General features: G+C 28.3%; 19 protein-coding genes and 1 other RNA gene. 7 read left to right on the top strand and 13 right to left on the bottom strand.

What is annotated here, in order from left to right; translation table 4 throughout:
* Positions 1-11 precede the first annotated feature (11 nt).
* From ACM0L0_RS01275 to ACM0L0_RS01250, 6 genes are all read right to left on the bottom strand, one after another.
* Complete coding sequence (locus ACM0L0_RS01275; protein WP_416738757.1) at positions 12-446, bottom strand: hypothetical protein; 435 nt, start codon at positions 444-446, stop codon at positions 12-14.
* 118 nt (positions 447-564) lie between these two features.
* A complete protein-coding gene (rlmD, locus tag ACM0L0_RS01270; protein WP_416738756.1) occupies positions 565-1,884 on the bottom strand; it encodes a 23S rRNA (uracil(1939)-C(5))-methyltransferase RlmD in 1,320 nt (439 codons plus the stop codon).
* A complete protein-coding gene (rsmD, locus tag ACM0L0_RS01265) occupies positions 1,872-2,417 on the bottom strand; it encodes a 16S rRNA (guanine(966)-N(2))-methyltransferase RsmD (protein ID WP_416738755.1) in 546 nt (181 codons plus the stop codon). Before rsmD ends, rlmD begins: the two co-directional genes overlap by 13 nt.
* A gap of 70 nt (positions 2,418-2,487) precedes the next feature.
* Complete coding sequence (trpS, locus tag ACM0L0_RS01260) at positions 2,488-3,489, bottom strand: tryptophan--tRNA ligase (RefSeq protein WP_416738754.1); 1,002 nt, start codon at positions 3,487-3,489, stop codon at positions 2,488-2,490.
* A 94-nt stretch (positions 3,490-3,583) separates the two neighbouring features.
* Positions 3,584-4,075 carry a hypothetical protein gene (locus ACM0L0_RS01255; protein ID WP_416738753.1) on the bottom strand — a complete coding sequence of 164 codons (492 nt, stop codon included), beginning with the start codon at positions 4,073-4,075 and terminating at the stop codon, positions 3,584-3,586.
* Positions 4,076-4,113: 38 nt separating this feature from the next.
* On the bottom strand, positions 4,114-4,512 hold the full coding sequence (locus ACM0L0_RS01250) for a hypothetical protein (RefSeq protein WP_416738752.1): 399 nt from the start codon (positions 4,510-4,512) through the stop codon (positions 4,114-4,116).
* Positions 4,513-4,776: 264 nt separating this feature from the next.
* On the opposite strand from ACM0L0_RS01250, the gene rpsD reads away from it, so the two are divergent.
* Both rpsD and rpmE read left to right on the top strand, forming a co-directional pair.
* Positions 4,777-5,376, top strand: coding sequence for a 30S ribosomal protein S4 (gene rpsD, locus ACM0L0_RS01245; RefSeq protein WP_416738751.1), 600 nt, complete (start codon positions 4,777-4,779; stop codon positions 5,374-5,376).
* 24 nt (positions 5,377-5,400) lie between these two features.
* Entirely contained in the window at positions 5,401-5,613 is a 213-nt protein-coding gene (gene rpmE / locus ACM0L0_RS01240) for a 50S ribosomal protein L31 (protein WP_416738750.1), read from the top strand.
* Between the two features lie 256 nt (positions 5,614-5,869).
* On the opposite strand, the gene ACM0L0_RS01235 is transcribed toward rpmE, so the two are convergent.
* From ACM0L0_RS01235 to ACM0L0_RS01210, 6 genes are all read right to left on the bottom strand, one after another.
* Complete coding sequence (locus ACM0L0_RS01235; RefSeq protein ID WP_416738749.1) at positions 5,870-6,415, bottom strand: hypothetical protein; 546 nt, start codon at positions 6,413-6,415, stop codon at positions 5,870-5,872.
* An 825-nt stretch (positions 6,416-7,240) separates the two neighbouring features.
* Positions 7,241-7,375: a hypothetical protein gene (locus ACM0L0_RS01230; RefSeq protein ID WP_416738748.1), complete on the bottom strand. Its 135-nt coding sequence runs from the start codon at positions 7,373-7,375 to the stop codon at positions 7,241-7,243.
* Between the two features lie 276 nt (positions 7,376-7,651).
* Positions 7,652-9,397 carry a GIY-YIG nuclease family protein gene (locus tag ACM0L0_RS01225; RefSeq protein ID WP_416738747.1) on the bottom strand — a complete coding sequence of 582 codons (1,746 nt, stop codon included), beginning with the start codon at positions 9,395-9,397 and terminating at the stop codon, positions 7,652-7,654.
* A gap of 52 nt (positions 9,398-9,449) precedes the next feature.
* Positions 9,450-11,222 carry a hypothetical protein gene (locus ACM0L0_RS01220; RefSeq protein WP_416738746.1) on the bottom strand — a complete coding sequence of 591 codons (1,773 nt, stop codon included), beginning with the start codon at positions 11,220-11,222 and terminating at the stop codon, positions 9,450-9,452.
* Positions 11,223-11,308: 86 nt separating this feature from the next.
* Positions 11,309-11,594: RNase P RNA component class B (gene rnpB, locus ACM0L0_RS01215), an RNA gene on the bottom strand.
* A gap of 55 nt (positions 11,595-11,649) precedes the next feature.
* The gene (locus ACM0L0_RS01210) at positions 11,650-12,393 is read right to left on the bottom strand and encodes an MAG0920 family protein (protein WP_416738745.1); all 744 of its coding nucleotides are present in this window, start codon (positions 12,391-12,393) and stop codon (positions 11,650-11,652) included.
* Between the two features lie 453 nt (positions 12,394-12,846).
* Between ACM0L0_RS01210 and ACM0L0_RS01205 the strand changes: the two genes are divergently transcribed.
* From ACM0L0_RS01205 to ACM0L0_RS01185, 5 genes are all read left to right on the top strand, one after another.
* A complete protein-coding gene (locus tag ACM0L0_RS01205; protein WP_416738744.1) occupies positions 12,847-13,686 on the top strand; it encodes an MAGa3780 family membrane protein in 840 nt (279 codons plus the stop codon).
* 109 nt (positions 13,687-13,795) lie between these two features.
* Positions 13,796-14,182: an IMPACT family protein gene (locus tag ACM0L0_RS01200; protein WP_416738743.1), complete on the top strand. Its 387-nt coding sequence runs from the start codon at positions 13,796-13,798 to the stop codon at positions 14,180-14,182.
* Positions 14,169-15,545, top strand: coding sequence for a M17 family metallopeptidase (locus ACM0L0_RS01195; protein ID WP_416738742.1), 1,377 nt, complete (start codon positions 14,169-14,171; stop codon positions 15,543-15,545). Before ACM0L0_RS01200 ends, ACM0L0_RS01195 begins: the two co-directional genes overlap by 14 nt.
* Complete coding sequence (locus ACM0L0_RS01190) at positions 15,545-16,225, top strand: PQ-loop domain-containing transporter (RefSeq protein ID WP_416738741.1); 681 nt, start codon at positions 15,545-15,547, stop codon at positions 16,223-16,225. Before ACM0L0_RS01195 ends, ACM0L0_RS01190 begins: the two co-directional genes overlap by 1 nt.
* Before the next feature lie 80 nt (positions 16,226-16,305).
* Positions 16,306-17,682: a M17 family metallopeptidase gene (locus tag ACM0L0_RS01185; protein ID WP_416738740.1), complete on the top strand. Its 1,377-nt coding sequence runs from the start codon at positions 16,306-16,308 to the stop codon at positions 17,680-17,682.
* 86 nt (positions 17,683-17,768) lie between these two features.
* Here the strand turns inward: ACM0L0_RS01185 and ACM0L0_RS01180 are convergent, their stop codons facing one another.
* A complete protein-coding gene (locus ACM0L0_RS01180) occupies positions 17,769-20,966 on the bottom strand; it encodes a type I restriction endonuclease subunit R (RefSeq protein ID WP_416738739.1) in 3,198 nt (1,065 codons plus the stop codon).
* Between the last annotated feature and the right edge of the window lie 38 nt (positions 20,967-21,004).

Here is a 21,004-nt window from a genome sequence, read left to right as displayed (position 1 = left end):
TTTCAATTATTTTAGTAACAATTATTATTACTGTTTGGTTTTATATTTATTGAAATTAATTTAGAGTTATATAAAGTTTGTTCCAATGATTGCACAAATGCATCAAATAGTTCTAATTCATTACTTTCAGCTATGCAACCTCCCAGCATTTGTGAATTAATATTTTTAAAATTCTGTTGAAATATTTCTATTGGTATTTTATAAATTGTTTTAAATTCAACTACATAATCACTAATTTGATCATTGGTGTAAATTGTTAATTCCTTACAATTAGCTAACTTATTATTGAAAGTATGTTTTTTCTTAACTTGACAAAATAAAACTTCTGATCCAGAAATAAAAATTGGTAAAGCAAAATAGGTTTCAATGTTGTTTTCTTTTGACAAAAGATTTTCTAATCGATCATTTATTTGATAAATTTCAAATAATTTTAAATCCTTTTCCATATTCTCCTTTCACTTAATAAATTAAAAAATTAATAAAAAAACTAAAAATGGAAAAATACGTTAAAAAGAATAAAAAAAGGCCCATATGAAAGATTTCAATATAGGCTTTTAATTTTTATTATTTTTGTTGATAAGATAACAATGTTACTGATTCAATATGAGCAGTGTTTGGGAACATATCAAATCCTTGAATGTATTTAATTGCATAATCTGAAGATAATTCTTTTAAATCCCTAACTAAAGTTTTAGGATCGCAGGACATATAAATAACATTTTGAATTTTATTTTGTTTGATTCAAGCAATGAATTCAGGAGTTATTCCACTACGTGGTGGGTCTAAAACAAGAATACTATCAGCTAGTGATTTAACACGTTTTTTAAACACACTAGCTGAATCACCAACAAAATATTGGCCATTAATTTGATTATTTTCTGCATTAATTTTAGCATCTAAAATTGCTGAAGGAGTTATATCGCTTCCAATTACAAGTTTATTTGTACCAACAAGTTGCCCAATTACTCCAACCCCACAATAAGCATCAAGTAATGCATTGCTTGGAATTTGATCCACTAATTCAGCAATTTTTTTAAAAATAATCTCAGCCATAGTTGTATTTACTTGGAAAAATGAACTAATCGTGCAATTAAACTCTTTATTGTTTAAATACATAGTAAAAGGCTTAATGTTATATAGATTTATTATCTTATCTTTCTTAATAACATTAAAATCAATAATTGCAGGATTTGTTTTAAATTGTTGCAATAATTTGCTTGGAATATCATAATCAGAATTAATTTTAACTGCTACAGATAACTCATTTTTATTGTTACTTCGAATAGTCAGTTCCTCAAACATATGAGCATTATTTTTCTTGCTCATAGTGAAAAAAGTATTTATAGAATCTAGCAGAAACTCAACTGTTTGATTGATAATTGGTAAGTTTTGATCAAAATTATTTGCAATATGTAAATCATTAGATTTAATGTCATATTCAGCAACGTGCAATTTTTGATTAACTATTAAAAATGGGTATCTAACTTTATTTCGATAATTTTGTCAAACTGGGCTAGCTTGAAAAGGTGAATAATTTTCAAGTACTTTTGGTCCTAAATTTCAGCTTAAAAGTTTACTAAAGTAATCATTTTTAAATTGAATTTGACTAGTATATTGCAAATTAATTAATGGAGCAGAATTAATGCAATCTTGCACTATTAAATTACGTTGAGGGCTTTTAGTTAGTAATTTTTCAACTTTAGCAAAGGCATATTTGCTAGTAACTTTGACTAACGTTACATTTGCACTTTCACTTGGAAATAAATCACTAGTAAAAATAGCATATCCATCATCAAGACGCGAAATCCCTAAACCTTCATAGCTTAGTTCACTACAAGTTACTTGCAAAGTATCATTTATTTTATAGTTTCTTAATTTTGGCATAAGTATAATATCTCAATCTTTCCATATTTTTTATTTTTGTATACTTTTAAGCCTTCAGGCAAGGTGATTTTGCTAAAGTCATTGGTTTCAAGAATAATTTCAAAGTCATCATTTAGTAAATTACCACTTACCAGTTTATTTAAACAATTAGTAACTAATTCATATTCAATAAAAGGAGCATCAATAAAAACAAAATCATATTTGTCTTTACAATTAGAAACAAACATTAAAGCATCTTCATTTCTTAGATTAATCTTATTTGATTCTGGTATTTTATTAATATTTGAACGTGTAGTCTTGAAGACAATTTTATTCTTTTCAATAGCTGTAACTGTTTTAGCACCTCTTGAAATAGCCTCAATACTTCAAGCACCAGAACCTGCAAACAAATCTAAACAAGTTGCATCTTGTATTTTAAATTGTAGTGATGAAAAAACAGCTTCACGTACTTTATCAGTTGTTGGACGAGTGTATTTTTCATCTGGTTGATCAATTTTGTACCCACGGTACTTTCCTGCAATAATTCTTAACATGTTGTAATTTTATCAAATTTAGCCTTATACTAGTTGGCTTTTTCTTGTATAAAAAACTTGCCTAAGCAAGTTATTTTTTAGCATAAAGTCCCATTTTTTTCATTAATTTGTTTAAATTATGTGAGGCAATTTGAGAAGCCTTAGCAGCTCCTTGATCTGTGATTTGATCAGCTATTTTTAAAGCACTTTCATATTTTGCTTGAATATTAATTAATAAATCTTTTACTGATTGAGCTACTGCTTCTTTGAATTCTTTGTAATCTTTATCTTTAAATAAAGCTTCTGCTTCTTGTAAGCTAATGTTATTTAAAGCAGCATAAATATTTAATAAGTTTAAAATTCCTGGTTTATCAGCAGAAATATAAACTTTACCTTCTGAATCTGTTACTGCTTTCATAATTTTGTTATATGCTTGTTGTGGATTTTCTAGTAAATAAATGGTTGATTTAGTTCCGTGCTCACTTTTTGACATTTTACTATTTGGATCTGTTAATGATTTAATTCTTGCTCCAACTTTTGGTATATATCCCTCTGGTAAAGTAAAATTAGTATTATATTTAGTATTAAATCTTTCCGCAATGTTTCTAGTTAATTCAAGGTGTTGAGTTTGATCTTCGCCAATTGGAACTAAGTCAGGATTGTATAGTAATATATCTCCTGCCATTAGTGTTGGATACATTAGTAAGTTGGTTGGTATTTTGCTTGTTCCGTTACCTTGTTTTAACTTAGTTGCTTTGTCTTTGTATTGTGTCATTCTTTGTAATTCACCAAGAGTAGTTTCAGAAGCACATAATCATTGCATCATCGCATGCTCTGCTACTTGTGATTGGTAAAAAATAGTTGCTTTTTCAGGATCTAAACCACAAGCGATATATAAGGCAACAATTGTTTTACGTGCTTTTCTTAATTCAGAAGCATCAACAGTACCTGTTGTTAAAGCATGTAAATCAGCAACAAAGAAGTATGAGTCAAATTCATCTTGCAATGCCACAAAGTTTCTTAATGCACCAATATAATTTCCTAAAGTTAAATCTCCAGTGGGCTTAATTCCACTTAATAATCTTTGTTTCATAGTTCTCCTAATTAATTTAGTTTTATTATAATAAATTTAATTCTTTATGTATTTAAAAATCCCATAAACTTATTGTTTTATGGGATTAAATATTTTATTTAAAAATATCTTTTGAATAATTATTTACAGGAATTGCATTTTGATTTGTTTGAACATTTTTGAGTGCTTTTATAGCTTTGGAAGCACCTATTATTGCAATTATATTTCCAATTGGTGGAATACAAAATGTTAATATAAAACCAATTCACACTAAGGTGCTGGCATTTTCATGTTCTGCATTCACCTTATTGGATGTATTTCAAATACAAGTAAAAGCAATATTAATTACATATGAAATTCCACATGCAATACATGATAATATTGCTAAAATCATTGGCGCTAATACTGCACCAAGAGATTCAATTGTTACTTCTGCTCCTGTTGAATTACCGTTCCCATTTTTTGCAGATTCACTAAATGAAGCTGCTTTTATTGCAAATAGCACAAACCACAGTATAAAGAAAATGATAATTAAACATATTTCAACTATAATAGCAATGTTTATATCTCTTATTTTTTTATATCCTTTTAATAATTCTTTATTCATAATATCCTTTGTACTTAAATTATATAACTTAATAGTTATTAATTTACTTTATTTATTTTTAGTAACTTATTTTGTTTGACTGCTAAAATGATATTTGCAATAGCAAATAAAGGTATTATTGACAAGACAAATCAAATTATCATATCACTTCTGATCTTGCTTTCTTGCTCATCTGTTAGTGAGTTTAGTCAGATGCTATTAAAAATTATGTTAGTTATTTCAGAAATAAATACAATAACAGCAAAAATTGAGCAAACATAAACACCGTAGACATATGAAACTAAAAACATTTCAATAGTAGAAGAGTGTGAAGCTGTTTGTGTAACTATTGCAGGTATAGCAAAGAATACAATAGCTAAAATAACTAATGTTAAAAACAATACAGCTGTAATAATGTTTGTAGTTTTTGCATGTCTAAGTTTTTTCTCATTAAACATTTTTCTTTTTCTCCTTATTTAAATTTTTTTTCAAAAATTTCTTTTATATCTATATTCTAGCACTTAAATTAAATAAATTAATTTTTAATATAAATATATTAATCTGTTAAAATAAATAAGCATAAAAACAGCAGTTTATTATGGTTGGAAAATAAATTTAACGAACTATTCTTGTTAGTAAGTTAGCTGCTTAACCGAAAACATTAAGTTAAACTTATCCAATTAGAAATAAACCCTCTCATTATGCAGAAAGAGGAAAATCATATGTCAAGATACACAGGACCTGTATTTAAAAAATCACGTCGTTTAGGATTTTCAATTCTTGAATCAGGAAAAGAATTTGCTAAAGGAAAGAAAAGAACATACGCTCCAGGGCAACACGGAAACAAAAGAGTAAAATTATCTGAATACGGATTACACTTATACGAAAAACAAAAAGTAAAACACTTATATGGTGTTAATGAAAAACAATTACAAAAAGTATTCCAAAAAGCTGTTAAAGCTAAAGGAATTACAGGGACAAACATGCTTCAATTATTAGAAACACGTTTAGACAACTTAGTTTACAGAGCAGGATATGCTACAACACGTAGACAAGCACGTCAACTTGTAAACCACAACCACTTTGTTGTTGATGGTAAAAAAGCAAACATCCCTTCAATGGTTGTTTCATTAGGATCAGAAATTACTCTTAAAGAAAAATCAAGAACAAACAAACAAATTTTAGAAGCTATGGAAGCTCGTGAAGCTGCTTCATGATTAACAAGAAAAGACTTTACTACTAAATTAGATCGTTTACCTGAAAGAAATGAATTACACCCAGAAATCAAGGATGCTTTAGTTGTTGAGTTCTACTCAAAATAATAACTAAAGTTAAGGAGAATTATTATGAGAAAAAACATTCACCCAGAATACCACACAGTTGATGCTACTTGCTCAACATGTCAAAAATCATTTACTTTCAAATCAGTTAGACCTAACTTTACAGTAGACGTTTGTTCAGGTTGCCACCCTGTATTTACAGGATCAAAAGCTCAAGTTAAAGCAACAGGAAGAATCGACAGATTCAACAGAAGACTTGAAAAAAAGAACGCTAAATAATAAAGCATTCGCAGTAGCTTTAGCTACTGTTTTTTTATAACCAAAATTACGTAGATATTTAAAGTGACTAAAGAAAAATAAAAAAAACCACCCACATTTTTAATTGCGGGTGGTAAAAACCTTTCTAAAAAGTTTTTTACTGTTTGCTTTTTTATATATCTATTTGTAGATATATAAATATCCTGAACCTAGAGAAAGATGTAATCTTATAATTAAATAAGATTGTATGAAATATAATTTTATTTAAAATTGTTGCTTATTTTAAGTCATCAATTTCTTTGATAATTTGTTCAGTAAGTTCTTTCTTATTGCCATCGTTGTATAAAAAGACTACTTTCTTTGCGAATCTTTTGAAAAACTCTAATGAGTCTTTAGTGTTATAAGCATTTCAATATTGTTCATAAAGAGAGATCCAAGAATTTTCTAATCTTCTTCTATTGTCAGATTTTTCAGCATTTTTTCTAAACATTTCTACCATGTTAAATGATGAAGTAGTTACAATTATAAGTAAATCTAATTTTGGTTTCTGTTTTAGAAACTTTAGCATTTTACTTTTCAGTTTTTTTCACTGTTTTATCTCTACATCAGAATATAAGTTATTTTGAATTTGAATTTCTGGGTAGATAAATGAATCTAACATATGACGATCAAAGATGATGTTTTCAGGTCTTAAAACAGCATTTTCAATATCATCTTGTTGGGTTTTGAAGAAGAATTTTTGAGATATTCAAAATGTCTCTTCCTTTTTTAATGCTTTTATATAATCGTTCTCATTATTTTCATAGTCTCGCTCTTGAAACATATAAAAGTTATTATCTTTTATAAATGTTGTAAACTCTTCCGAACTTAAGACTGTACTTTTCCCAACACAGCCAGGCCCGGTAATTGCGACATAAAGTTTTTGCACTTTATAACTCCTAATAAAAATATAAATTGACAAGCACATATAGCAGAGATTAATAACGACTACACTTCAATTAGTGACTGCTATGCCTGAATAAAAGATTATGGAGAAAATATTTTTTAATTGTCAAAGTAGTCATACTTCGCTATACCCTCTTAGCATCATAATAACAGCTATTATTAAGATTGTATTTGATAAAGTAACTAAGACATAACCTGCATCTTTATATTTAAAGTTGGATCCAAACTCTATAATTTCTTTCTGAAATGAAGTTTGCAGGTATTTAGTGATTTCTTTAGTGGAGAAGTAAAACACCATAAACATAGTTATAAATATAATAAATATAATTAATACCCATCTTATATCAATCTTATAAGATTTGATTTTAAATTTAAAAGCAGTTACAATTCAAAAATAAATAAAAATGGTCGGAAGTATGAAGACATATATAATAAAATCTATGAATAAATCTAACGATCAAGCAAAAATGCCATATGAAATTGCGTTAAATATTGCAATTGGATATGCATAGATAATCCTCTTATAAAACAAGTAAGTAGCAAGTATACCGGTAAGCCCAGAACACATTATCATACTAATATAAAATCTCTCGAGAGAATTTATTGTGTTATTTCATATAAAAGTTCTAGTATTGATATCATAAATAGAAAATATCAACACTAGAAAAGAACAACAAAATATTAAAATAAATTCAAAAGATATTTATTTAGTTTTTGTGTTGTTTGGGTTTAATTGATTTGCACGATTGTTGTTTGTGTCTTTGTAATCTTTGTTATTGTGAGTCATGTTTGTGTTGTTTGAGTTTTTTTGGTTACTCTTTTGGTCATTATTGTGCATAATCTGTCCCTCCTTTCTTTTTAAAAATGGGTTTTATTAATGCATAGTAGCGCATTATTATTTCCCATTATTATTTGGGTATCATTTTTAATTTCTAAAATTAAAAACACTTACCCAAATATATTTTTACAAAAAAAAAAAAAAAACAAATCCCAAAACAACTACAAGTAAAGGATAAAAAAATTTTTTTAATTCAATGGTTACATTTTTTCATAAAATTAGATAATTTTGCTTTTATTTTTCTTCTACACATTATTTAAAAAAATATAAGAAGAATTACTTCTTCTTATATTCATCAATGATAATTTGAGCTTTGTGAGGCCCTATAATTTGTGATAACTGTTCGAATGAAGCACTCTTTATAGCTTGATAAGTCTTAAAGTGGTTCAATAATGTTTTTTCAGTTTGAGATCCTATACCTTTGATTTTTGTTAAATCATTGCTTCTTGCTTTCATACTATATGATCTACTCATCACATTTTTTGCATATCTATCAACACTATATTGCATGTTAGATAATAAGTTGTAAGCATTTTTACTAATATTTAAAATCTCATTATTAGCATTTATTAAATTACGCGTTCTATGATTTTCATCCTTAACTAGACCATAAACTTGAATATTTGTAATACCTTCTTCTTTTAAAGCATATAAAGCTTCTTGAACTTGTGCTATTGCACCATCAACAATAAAAATTGTATTATCAGTTAACATAAAACGCTTTTGGCTAATAAATTTAGCTACAGTTAAATACATTAATTGAATGTCAGACTTTTTATCCATTAATTGTAATTGCTCACTATGGTCAAATTTAGAGCTTTTAGCATCTATAGCAGTGGCATTTTCTCAACAAGTAACAACTCCAACTGGAGCACTAAGTCCAAAGTGTGAGTTATCAAAAAGAAAAATAGAACCAATAGTTTTTCCATGATTTAAAATGCTTTCTAATTCTGCTCAAGCATTTAATAAGTTAGCATTCTTGCGATATCACTCATCATAATTCAGTTTTATATTTTCTAAATTATTATCGTCAGCTAGTAAGATAATTTTTTGTAATATTCCTTGCAAAGGAAAAACAATCCGACTTGATAATTTTGGATCACTTATTTCAATATCACTATATGCGTGAGATAAAAGTATTTTGTCAGGTAATTTATTATTTTTGTAATACATCTCTAGATATTGCGTTATAAAATCTTCAAGCAAAATATCAGATCAATAAAAATTAGAGCTATGTTGGATTTGAATCCCTGAACGATAAAAGACTTTGGTGACTGCAACTACATTACCATGCGGGATGAAAGAAAAGACATCTAAATCATTATAGCTCATCAGCTCAGTAACTTGAGTAATCTTAATTTCTTCTAGCAAGTTAATTGCATCACGATATTCCATAGCAAGTTCATAGTTATAGTTCTGTGCTGCTAGTTGCATTTTGTCTTTTAAGGAATCTAGGAATTTATTATCTTTAAATTTTAAAATATTAACTATTTGATCAAACTTATGCTTTGAATTTGCATAGCTAAATTCCTTGATTCTAAGTCCATTTTCATAAGTAAAATTCCGTTGCAAAATGTTTAACAAATCCCTAAAATTGCTATTGACTGGAAATGGGCCAAAGTAGAAGGAATCTTTTTTATATTTATCAAAGCGATAAACAGATGAAATTACCAACTCATTATTATTTTTAATTTGCAAAGCAAGATAAGGATAACGCTTGTCATCTGTCAGTTCAATATTATATGCAGGTTTATATTGTTTAATATAATTAGTTTCCAAGGCTAAAGCTTCTTTTTCACTACTGCAAAGAAAGATTTCAAAATCATTAATTTCCTCTAGCATTTTAGGGGTTTTGTATGAGTTAATTGTCCCTTTTAAATACTGATTTAGTCTTTTATTTAATGCTTTTGCTTTTCCAACATAAATAACTTGATCAGAGCTATTTTTTCACAAATACACACCAGGTGTATTGGGAACATTTTTGACTTTGGTTTTAAGTTTCTCTAAAATTCCTGAATTCATATTTAAATTTTATCATTAAGGCAGAAAAAAGCTCACTAATGTGAGCAGTTTTCTATCCTTTGTATTGAGTGAAGTAAAATGTGCTAATTTGAGAAAGTAATTCTTCAGAAACACCTTTAATTGCATAGTGCATAATTCCATTTTTATTTTCAATCTCATAAATAGCTAAAGCTTTTTGATCAACTGCATTATCTTCAATAAAATAGTTACGCTTAATAAATAAGTAATCTAAAATCATTGTTGGAGTATAGTTAATAAAATCAAAATTATTTAAATTAGCATATTTTGTCTCTACCACAGGAGCAAATTGTTCATTAGCCAAATCAACATGGTTAATTAAATTAATTATTAATTCTTTCAAATTGCTTGTATCCTTGGTTCCAAATAATTTATCAGCATATAAAATAAAGGTTTGTTTGAGCATACTATCATTTAAAATGTTGTCTGAAACAAAACTATCATAAAGCTCTAATTTATTAATATCTGTCAAGGTTTCTTGATAAAGTTTGAGTAATTCTTTTTCAATTACACTATATTTAGCTATGTCTTTAAAAATAGGTTTTAAAACAGCATCTAAATAATCTTGATAAATTTTAAGGCTATATTTTTGGTATGTTTGGTTTAAATCAAAACCATTATTTGCTTTTGAATAACGTCAAGTCATATTTTGTAAGAAGCTTTCATTTAAGCTTTGATATAGCTTAGTTTCATATTCATCACTAATATTGCTTTTTACCATAACACCATCTACTAATAAGACATTTTGTCCTATCTTCAATCCTTCAACTGTTCCATTTGCCACTGTGTCATAGTTGTTGTCTGAATAATACATGTCAAGCATATCACCATTATACACAATACCACTATCAGTTTGTTTATTACTTGGATCAAGTAATCTTGCAACAATATTTTGTCCATCTCCATCTAAAGTAATATAACGCGAGTTGCTAATTGGATATGATGTTGCAGCTTGAATCATATTACCAAATTGGATAATTTGGTTTTTATAATTACGCTCATTTGAAGTACCTGTAAAAGGCTGAAGCGTTAAAGCATTATTATTAAAATTATAACCAGAAGCATATAACATGTTAGTTCTAATTGCGTCTGTAATAATGTAATTACCATAACCACTTTGCGAAATTAAATTTAATTCGTTTAGTAAAGAATAAGGTTCGATAGTGGTTTGATATTTTTGACTTAATTTAGCTGCATTAGCTTCTAAAGCTTCATCATTAACTGTCTTGCCATTAATCGCTTTTGCAGTATTATAAGCAATCATTCCATCTTGAGCATAATAAGGAATGAAGTATTCTCATAAATGATTTGGAGTTTCTAATTTATTTCCATGTAAATCAGTTGTTAATTCATCATCATATGAGGCTAAATGATTAAATACAATTGGTGAATAAATTTCTTTTAAAACATTGGCTAAAAAATTACTATCAGAAAGCTTATCAAGTAATTGCTGATCAAAATTAGCATGATCAACACTTTTGAATAATTTTTTGAAGTCAATTTTTTTAATGTGACCTTTTTTAATTAAATCAATGGCTTGGAAATCACTACCAATACCAGCGATTGCTTTATTATTAACCAAAGCATTAGTAAATTCATTAATTTCATCAAAGGTTTTATAAGTAAAATCTTTTTGAATTTTATCTATATTAGTTTTAGACATATAAGATTTATAGTTATAAAATGCAGGTTTGAATGGGTGAGAAAATTTAAAAACAGAAAGTAAAATTACTACTAGAGCAATTATAAAACTAGCACATGCTAATAAAGCAATTTTGATCTTCTGTAGAGGGGTTTTTTCTTTCATAAATATCCTTTTTCTTTAAATATGCATTATTTTAATACAATCCAGAAAAAATGATTAAAAAACACTCAAAAAAATTGAGTGTTTTGCATCATAAGCCGTGTTCTGTTCCGCATAAAGGTGCGGTGCTGACAATTTATCTAATATCTTGCGATATTCCCAAGCTTCATTCATTTCTTAGCTCGAGTTCCTCTACCAAAATTTGAGTTTCTAGCTTGCGGAGTTTACCCGTTTCATTTCACTCGTCTCTGTGGCACTAGTCGTCTACAATTTCTTGCATCCAGGGCTTATTGGGCCAAGCGCAAACACTACCATCATCGCAGATGGTGCTAGCACGGACTTTCCTCTACATTTCTGCAGCTGTCAGCTGTATGCTTATATATAATACCATTAATCTGATAGAAATTAAATATTTTCTTTAGAAGTCATCTTAGACTTCTAAATCATTATTGATTTGTTTTAAAGATAATTTAACATCTTTGTTTAAGACAAATTTTAGATAATCATAAGCAAACATATTAATATTAGCCTTGTATCCATCAATATATAAGTTGTGTGCATTAGCTAATACCATTAAGCTATATACATGTATTTTTTTATCTTTGATCTTAGCTGGTCTAGGGCTTTTAAATCAAGCTTTATTGAAGATTGAGAGCTTAATTGGTTGCTTTTTATTTTGAATCTTTGTCATTGTTTTTTCAGATGCAATAACAAATTTATGTCTAGCTGAGCAAACTAAGACTTGATGATATTTTTCAAGTGCATCTGATTGCAACATATTTTCAATTAAATTCTCATCATCAAATTTACTATTTGCCATTTGTCAATTTTGAAAGCTGTTTATAAACGAATTAGCATTTCTAATATAAAATAAAGCATAAAGTATTGAGAAAAATGAAAATCCCATTACTGGCAAAAATACTATCCCGATAATAAATAATGTACCAGTGTCCTTATCAAGAGCAAGAAAGCAAACTGCTAAAATTAAACTTGGTACAAACAAGGCTATGTTATAGAGCATTAAGTATTTTAAAGTCTTCTTAAACTTAGCCCAGTAAGCTAAAATATCTTGAAAGTAAAAATCTTGGACTTTAATTTTATTAGAAATGTAATAGTCAATATTTATATCTATCTTTTGTATTGCTTGTGCCATTGTTCTAGGCTTAAAAATCATATGGAAAATATATATTAATGTAATTATCATATCTATCCTTAATTATCTTATTTTATTGAGTAATTTCTTAATATATTGCCCTACAGTTTAGTTTTGAATCTTAACTAGCCAATATTAATGTAATTTAATTTTACATATTTTTAATATTTGATCCAATGTTTTTCATCAATTGCTTGTTTATGTTTTTTATCAAAAGTGATTTGTTAAGTCACTATTAATGATTGTTACATATAATTTTTAGCAAGTAGAAAAATGAGACTATTATTGATGCAATTGAAACTAATTGAACAATTAGTTGTAATTAAAGAGCTTAATTTATTAATTCATTATTTAAGGCATTAATTATTTCTAGAGTCGGAATTACTAAAAGAAACTTAAACCTTCATTTAAGATTAAAAGCTTTGATATAGACAAATATGCTGATTTTAAAAAATAATTGGATATAATTTCCTCATGCAGAAAACAATTCAAATAAAAAAATCAACATTTCACCAGTGAAATAATCTGAGGAAAGCAACACTGTTTGCTGGGATCACTATTTTAATATTAATTTTTATAGCAACTTTATGAAGGTGAGCAATTACTACAAATGATATTGTAACCATCATTGATAAATTTAGTTCCGAAGAAAAAGCCAAATTAGTTTCTGAAAAAGCTGTTCCAGCAGTATTGCCTAGTTTTTGAGCAATTACTGGAACATTTACTTGAATTAGTAATCTAGCTATTGGAATCGGACTAATTCTTTATGCAATTTACCCAAAAAATTGGATTGCACAAAGAGCTTTATTTTTAGTTAATACCTATATCACAATAACATTTGTTGTCTTTTGAACATTAATTTTTCCAGTAAGTATCAAACATTTTGAAGCTGAAAGATTCATTAATAGTGTTATAGTTCACTTTCTAAATCCATTAATTTGCTTTATTTTTGTGATTTTAAATCGCAAAAATATTCAAATTACTAAAACAACAATATGACTTTCTAGTGTTGTTTTAGTTGCTTATTGGTTCTTTGCTTTATTCTTATTTTTCTTAGGACAACCTGTTTTAAATGCTTTAGACATTCAAAACCCAACACCAGATATTTATAAAGAATTATCCCTTGTAGTTTACGACTTCTTGAATTTTAAACATCCTCTCTTTTATAAAGGAGACAATGTAGCTATGATAGTATTTTTAAACTTCGTTATTTTTGTAGTTGGATTCTTACTTACACCTGCAATTGGATTTGGTTGAAAATATGCCTTAAAAATTCCATACGATAAAGTAACTGAATCATGAAATGTTCAATAATGTCTATTTTATAGGCTTAAAAATCTAGTTAACTTTTAATTGTTAACTAGATTTTTCTTAGCACTTTTCACGATATATATTAAATAATACTTTATAATTAAACTAAATTATGATTACAGAAGAATTAATTGTTAAAAAGTCTACTTTTATTGGCTATTTAATACCTTTGACATCTAAAGATCAAGTTAAAGATATTATTGCTCAATTTAAAAAAGAACACAAGAAAGCTCGCCATGTTTGTCATGCTTATTTAATTAACCAAAATGGAGCTGAATCCGCAGGTTTTAGCGATGATGGCGAACCCAAAAATACAGCAGGCAGACCTATATATGATCTAATAACTTTAAAAGGCATATCTAATGTACTAGTTGTAGTAGTACGCTACTTTGGTGGAATTAAACTAGGAGCTGGTGGATTAATTAGAGCATATCGGGAATGTGCCTCTTTAACAATTAATAAATATCTTGAAGAAAGGAAAGAAAATGTTAAAAATTAATTATGAAAAGCCAGGATCAGGCTTAAGCTTAAAAGCTGCTTATGAAGGTCAAAATTTCCCTCAATGAGTTGCTAAAAAACAAGGAAGAATTACAAATAATTTACAAGCTAATGAAGCTTATGTATATTTTGATGCAAAACACCAAACATTAGATGAATTATTAGCTTTCTTTAAACAATTACCAGAAAGCATTAACTATTCATATGACATTGATGTTGAAAGCTTTGTCTTAGAAGGAAAAGTTTCTTATGATGCAACTTTAAGAGGAATTTATTCTAAAGTTGCTTTTGGATTAGCTAAACTATTTAAGAAAACAATTGAAAAAGAAGAAAAAGAAACTAATACACTTTCTTTATTTTTAAATAAATCTCAAGCAGAATACGCAGAAGAAATTAAGAAACTTGAAATCATTGCTAAAGCAGTAAATGATACAAGAAACTTACAAATCATGCCAGAAAACTTCTTAAATTCAGAACAACTTGCTGCTGCAATTGCTTCTGATTTTAGTGGAATTGCTAACTTAGAAGTTCAAGTATTAACTAAAAAAGAAATTGAAGAATTAAACATGGGATTACTTCTTTCAGTAAACAAAGGAAGTACACATGAAGCTCGTGTAGTTATTGTTACATACAAAGGTAACAAAATGAACAAAAAAGACCATGTTGCTATCGTTGGTAAAGGTATTACATTTGACACTGGAGGTGTTAACACTAAAGGATACCACATGGAAGGTATGAAATACGATATGTCAGGTTCAGTAATTGCAGCTTATGCAGTTAAAGCACTTGCACAAATGAAAGCTAAAGTTAATGCTTCAGCTATTATGTGTATTACTGACAATAGAATTAATGCTGATGCTTCATTACCAGAAAATGTTTACCAATCAATGAGTGGAAAATGAGTTGAAGTAGTTGATACAGATGCTGAAGGGCGTTTAGTCCTTGCTGATGGAATCTTTTATGCAGCAGATAGAATTAAACCTTCAACCATTATTGATGTTGCTACTTTAACCGGATCAATATTAGTTGCACTAGGAAATACATATTCAGGTATTTGATCAACTAACGATGATAAATATGCATTATTTGCTCAAGCAGCAGCTAATGCTCAAGAAAAAGTATGAAGAATGCCACTTCATGAAGATTACAACAAAGGAAATAAAGGATCAAAAGTTGCTGATTTAGCTTCTTGATCTCAAACAGTTCGTGTAGATTCTTCACAAGCTGCTATGTTTTTAAAAGAATTTACTAAAGATATCGACTTTATTCACTGTGATGTAGCCGGAACAGCTGATGTTCAAGGTGAACCACAAGGTTGCTTAGTTGCTACTTTAGTTGAATATGCTTTATTAAGTCAAAAATAATGACCATATTTAGTATTATTTTAGGCTTTTTAGCCTGCTTACCAGTCTTATTTGGAAGTTACAAGCTTATAAAAACTAAACAAGTTGATGGTTTTTCAGTTTTTAGCATTATGGTTTCACAAACCGGATCATTATGTTACTCAATCATGGGTTGAAATAATCCAACATACTTAGCAATTATTATTTCAGGTGGTGCAGTTTATTTTGCAAATGTTTTACTAATGAGCATTTACTTTGCTTATAGTAAAAAAGTAATTACTATTGGTCGCTTAAAATTTGGCAACTGAGAACAATTTGCCTTGAATTTAGCACTCTGATTTGCCCTCTACATAATTATTGCAATTGTGTTTAGTTTTGTACATACTACCTCATCTATTTTTGAGGCATTCTTCTCATTCTTAGCACCATTTTTAATTGCCTTTGCAGTTATGCCTCAAATCATTGAAACATTTAAAACTAAAGATGTTAAAAATCTTTCTTTACCAATGTTTTCAATTAGCCAAGTTTTATGTACTTGTTGATTAATATGATGATCTATTAATACTAATGATAATGCTTCAGCTGCCAATATTATTGGTGTATGTGCACAAGTATTCTTCTTTTCAATTAATGCTATTCAAATTGTACTAATAATAAAACATAGATATATTGACAAGGATCAAGATCAAATAAAAATATAAATGAATAAATCACTACCACTATATTAAAAAAGGGTAAAATATAACTACTTAGTTAAATACAATATTAAAAGGAGAAAATTATGTTTATTAAAAACGTTGACAAAACAAGAAATAATGCAATGTTATTAAAAGCTGTTTTCAAAGGTGATTCATACGATAAAACACTTATTGAAAAAAATAATGTTGTAACAGAATATTTTGATAAAAACGAAGCTTTAGTATTTTTAGGAGATGGTGATAAATTTAAATATGAATCATTATATGCCTTTGCTAAAGGGTTCTTTGCATCACAAGCAAGAGAATACCAAATTGATTTAGCAAGCTTTGTTAAAGGACACTTAACTTTAGCTTTAGTTGTTAAAGCTTTTGTTGAAGCTTACAACTATGTAAATGCTGATATTTACTCAGCTAAAACAAGCAAAAAAGATGAAAAATTTGCTGTTTCATTACTTTCAACAGCTGCTGAAGCTGAATATAAAGAAGAATTAGATAAAGCTGTTGTTTTATCTGAAGCTGTAAACTTTGCTAGAAACTTACAAGTTACACCTCCAAACATTTGTAACTCAGAATGATTAGCAGATCAAGTTGTTGCTGACTTAGCTAAATATGACAATTTAAAAGTTACTGTTTTAGATAAAAAAGCTATCGAAGAAAACAAAATGGGATTATTACTTTCAGTTAACCGTGGAAGTATGTATGAACCACGTGTAGTTGTAATTGAATACAATGGAAATCCAGACTCAAAAGAAAAAACAGTTTATGTTGGAAAAGGTATCACATTTGACTCAGGTGGATACAACATTAAAACTGGAAGAAACATGCTTGGAATGAAATATGACATGTCAGGTTCAGTATTTGTTGCATCAGCTTTAAAAGCAATTGCGCAATTAAAACCAAAAGCAAACGTTGCTGCAATTATGTGTATCACAGATAACAGAGTTAATGGTGATGCTTCATTACCTGATTCAGTATGAACAAGTATGAATGGAAAAACTGTTGAAATTAACAACACAGATGCTGAAGGTCGTTTAGTTATGGCTGATGGACTAACATATGGTGTTAGAAAATTAGGAGCAACAAGATTAGTTGACGTTGCTACATTAACTGGAGCAATCTTAGTTGCTTTAGGTCAAACATACACAGGAGTTTGAGCTACAAGTGAAAAAGCTTGAGAAGAGCTTTCTACAGCTGCTAAAGAATCAAACGAACTTGTATGAAGAATGCCTTTAGATGAAGCTTTTGCTAAAGAAATCAGAAATTCAGTTGTTGCTGACTTAAAGAACACAGACTTAAGTGGAATTGGTGGTGGATCATCATCAGCAGCTATGTTCTTAAAAGAATTTACAGAAGATGTTGAATACATTCACTTAGACGTTGCTGGTACAGCTGATATCGCTTCACGTCCAACAGGTGTAATGGTTAAAACATTAACACAATTAGCATTAAACAACAAATAATAACTTTTAAAATAACATAGGAAACTATGTTATTTTTTATACTTTTATTACTGTAAGCAAGGCAAAAAGAAAAAGCTGTTGCCAGCTTAATCATTTTTTTCATATTCTTTATTTAGAACAAAGTCTTTCAGTCTTAATTTTATTTTAGGGAATAAGTTACGAGCATTAATAATGCTTTGATTTTCATTTTCTAGAAATTCTTTAGCTTTATTGCGATCCACTTTATCTACTAAGGCATCAAAACGTGAAAAGTCATTATAGTTTTCACTATCATAGTTGTATCCAATATAAGTTGCTAATTCGGTTTCAGGAATTCCAAAAGCAAGGGCAAAATTATGGATATTTTGATTCTTTGTTGTAACTTTTCTTTCATTGATATAGTCTCTAAAAGTTTTATTAGGATCAGGTATTAACTTTTGAGTTTCAATTTCATAAATTAATCAACGAGCAATTTTTTGCTCTTCTTGAGGCAATGTAGCGAATGCTGATTGCAATTCTTGCAATTTGTTTGCTACTAGAGTTTTATCAACATTTTCTTCTTTTAACACACTAGTTCAATTAGCAAACTTTTCTTCTAAGTATTCCTTATCAATACGGACACTATCCATTTCGATAATAGTGCTATCAACATCATATGGGTTTGAGAAAGTTCTAGAATATTCTTTTTTAGCAATCTCTTTTAATTCTTCATATCTTCTTAATAGTACACGGTAAGTTTGAAAGTCCAGTTCACAACTAACTTCTTTTTTAATCATTCCTAATTCATCATCAAACTCAGTGTAATGAGTAACTTTTTCTCAATTAAATCCTTGTAAGATAGCTGATTGAATTCTTTTTCATAATAAATTAAACTTATTAGCAAATTGAACTTTTGCAACAATTGTTGCAGGATTCTTTTCAAAGTTTTCTATTCCTTCACTATTAAATAAAGCTTGAATTTCTTGATAAATTGCATTTGCTTGAGCTATATTTGTACCTAATTTATCAGCATAAGCCATATGAGCGTTATTGGTGTTGCCTGAATATAATTCAAAAGCTGCATCAATGTTTTTCTTCATAGTATATGGTTTTTTATAAACCTTAATTATTCCATATTCTTTTTTTACAGTTTCAATCCGATTTGTACGTGAAAATGCTTGAATTAGGTTGCTATATTCCAATACTTTATCTAAATATAAAGTATTAATATATTTTGAGTCATATCCAGTTAGCATTTGATCAACTACAATTAAAAGATCTAAACGCTTTTGAGGATCTTTTGGAATCCCCATATAAGGACTTTTATGGGCTAAACGATTAGCTACATCTTTTTTAAATCTGTCCCAATCTGTGACATTAAATGATTGAGCATAATTTTTGTTATAGTCTCCTAAAATTTCTTCTTTACCATCTTCTTTTAATAATGAACGTTCAACATTAATATTATCAATATTAGGATCAAATAAAGCAGTAATTTTAATTTGAGGATAATTAGGATTTTCTTGCATACGAAGTTTAAATAAACGATAATAAATAATGGCTTCTGGAATTGAACTTACAGCTAAAATAGCACTATAAGTATAGTTAACACTTAAAACTTCTCATCCACTAAGAATATCTTTAACAACCATATCTTTATGTGTATTATGATTTTGTGCTTCTTCTTCTCAAGTTAAACTATATTGGCTTTCAGGAATATGACTTTCTAATCCATCAGAATCATTAGGGAATTTTTTTACATCATTATAGAATAAGAAAGTTCCTTCTGTTTTTGGATCTGCTAGCGCTTCTTGTACAGAGTTGCAATTAGCTTTTTGTAAAGCTATTTTTTCTCTTAGTGCCTTGTAATCAAGTGTAATAACAGGACGATAGTCAAAACCTAAAACATTTTTATCTACAATTCCATTAACAATTGAATAGATGTGTAGTGGCATACCAAAAATATCATTTGTGGTATTATCAGCTTTAGCATTTTGCTCAAAAATTGGAGTACCAGTAAAACCGAAAAAGATTGCATTTTTAAATAGCTTTTTAATTTTAGCAAACATGTCTCCAAAAGTTGACCGATGGCATTCATCAAAAATAAACACAATATTCTTTTTGTTAATCATTTCTAAATCATGTTCACTTTTAAATTCTCCATCAATTAAATTCATTTTTTGAATAGAAGTAACAATTAAAGAGTCATTTACTGAATTTGATTTTAATCTTGTTAATAGTAAAGCAGTACTATCAGTATTTTGAACTGTTTCATTATCTTCAGCAAAGTTTCGATATTCATTTAAAGATTGTGTAGCTAATTCATTACGATCAACTATAAAAACAACTTTATCCGCATCACCTGAATTTGCTATTAATTGCGCTGTCTTAAATGAAGTTAAAGTTTTTCCTGAACCAGTTGTATGTCAAATGTAGCCACCTTTAATACCACTTCCTCATAGTTGTTCTCTATTAATTTTATTGACTCTATCAGCAATAGCTCTAGCTGCATAAATTTGATAGCTACGTAATACTTTTAAAGTTCCATTACTACGATCTATCCCATTACTTTCAGCCACTGTGTAATATCCAATTAGTTCATGAGCCATTGGAATATTTAAAAATATTGTACAAATAGTATTTCAATCATTAATTACATTATTATCTTTGTCAGCATAATGGAAGAAAAATTTATCATTAAATGGCCCATCACCAGGGTTAGCAAAATAAACCATTTCTTCTGGTGTCATAGCAACAAACACTTGGATCATGTTGAATAATCCAGTAAAGCATTGTTCAGCTTTATATTTTTGGATTTGGTTTGTTGCTTCTGTTAATGAAACACCTGAGCGTTTTAATTCAATATGAATTAAAGGCATCCCATTAATTAGCAGCATAACATCACCTCTACGATCACTACGTAAAGGATTATCAATTCTAAATTTAGGTTGTCTTACTATTTGATAAGTTGAATTACCAGCTGCAATTTCATTTCTATCATAAATTTTTAAACTAATTTCTTTCCCGGCGTTTTCTAAACTGGGATCATCATCACGCTTTAAAGTAATAGTTTTACCATTAACAAATTTATTAATTTGATATGGAGAAGCATGCTTAACCTTATCTATAAGCTGTTTCATTTCATTATCTGTAAGTGGTGAATTACCTAAAGCATATGACTGGCGATTGTTTTTATATAAAATATTTGCTCAGTTTCTGATTAAGTCTTCTTCTGTTGGATTATAAATAACCTCACTAGATCAACCTCTTAGCCTTAATTGATCAACTAATTCTTTTTCGAATTTTAATTCTGATTCAAATGACATTTGTCCCTTTCTAAATTATCTCTTTATAAATAATTAGC

Origin of the sequence: Mycoplasma razini, from assembly GCF_048076865.1 — a bacterium.
GTDB lineage: Bacteria > Bacillota_I > Bacilli_A > Mycoplasmatales > Metamycoplasmataceae > Mycoplasmopsis.
Note: the sequence above shows the minus strand (reverse complement) of the source record. Positions and strands in the feature narration are given on the sequence as shown.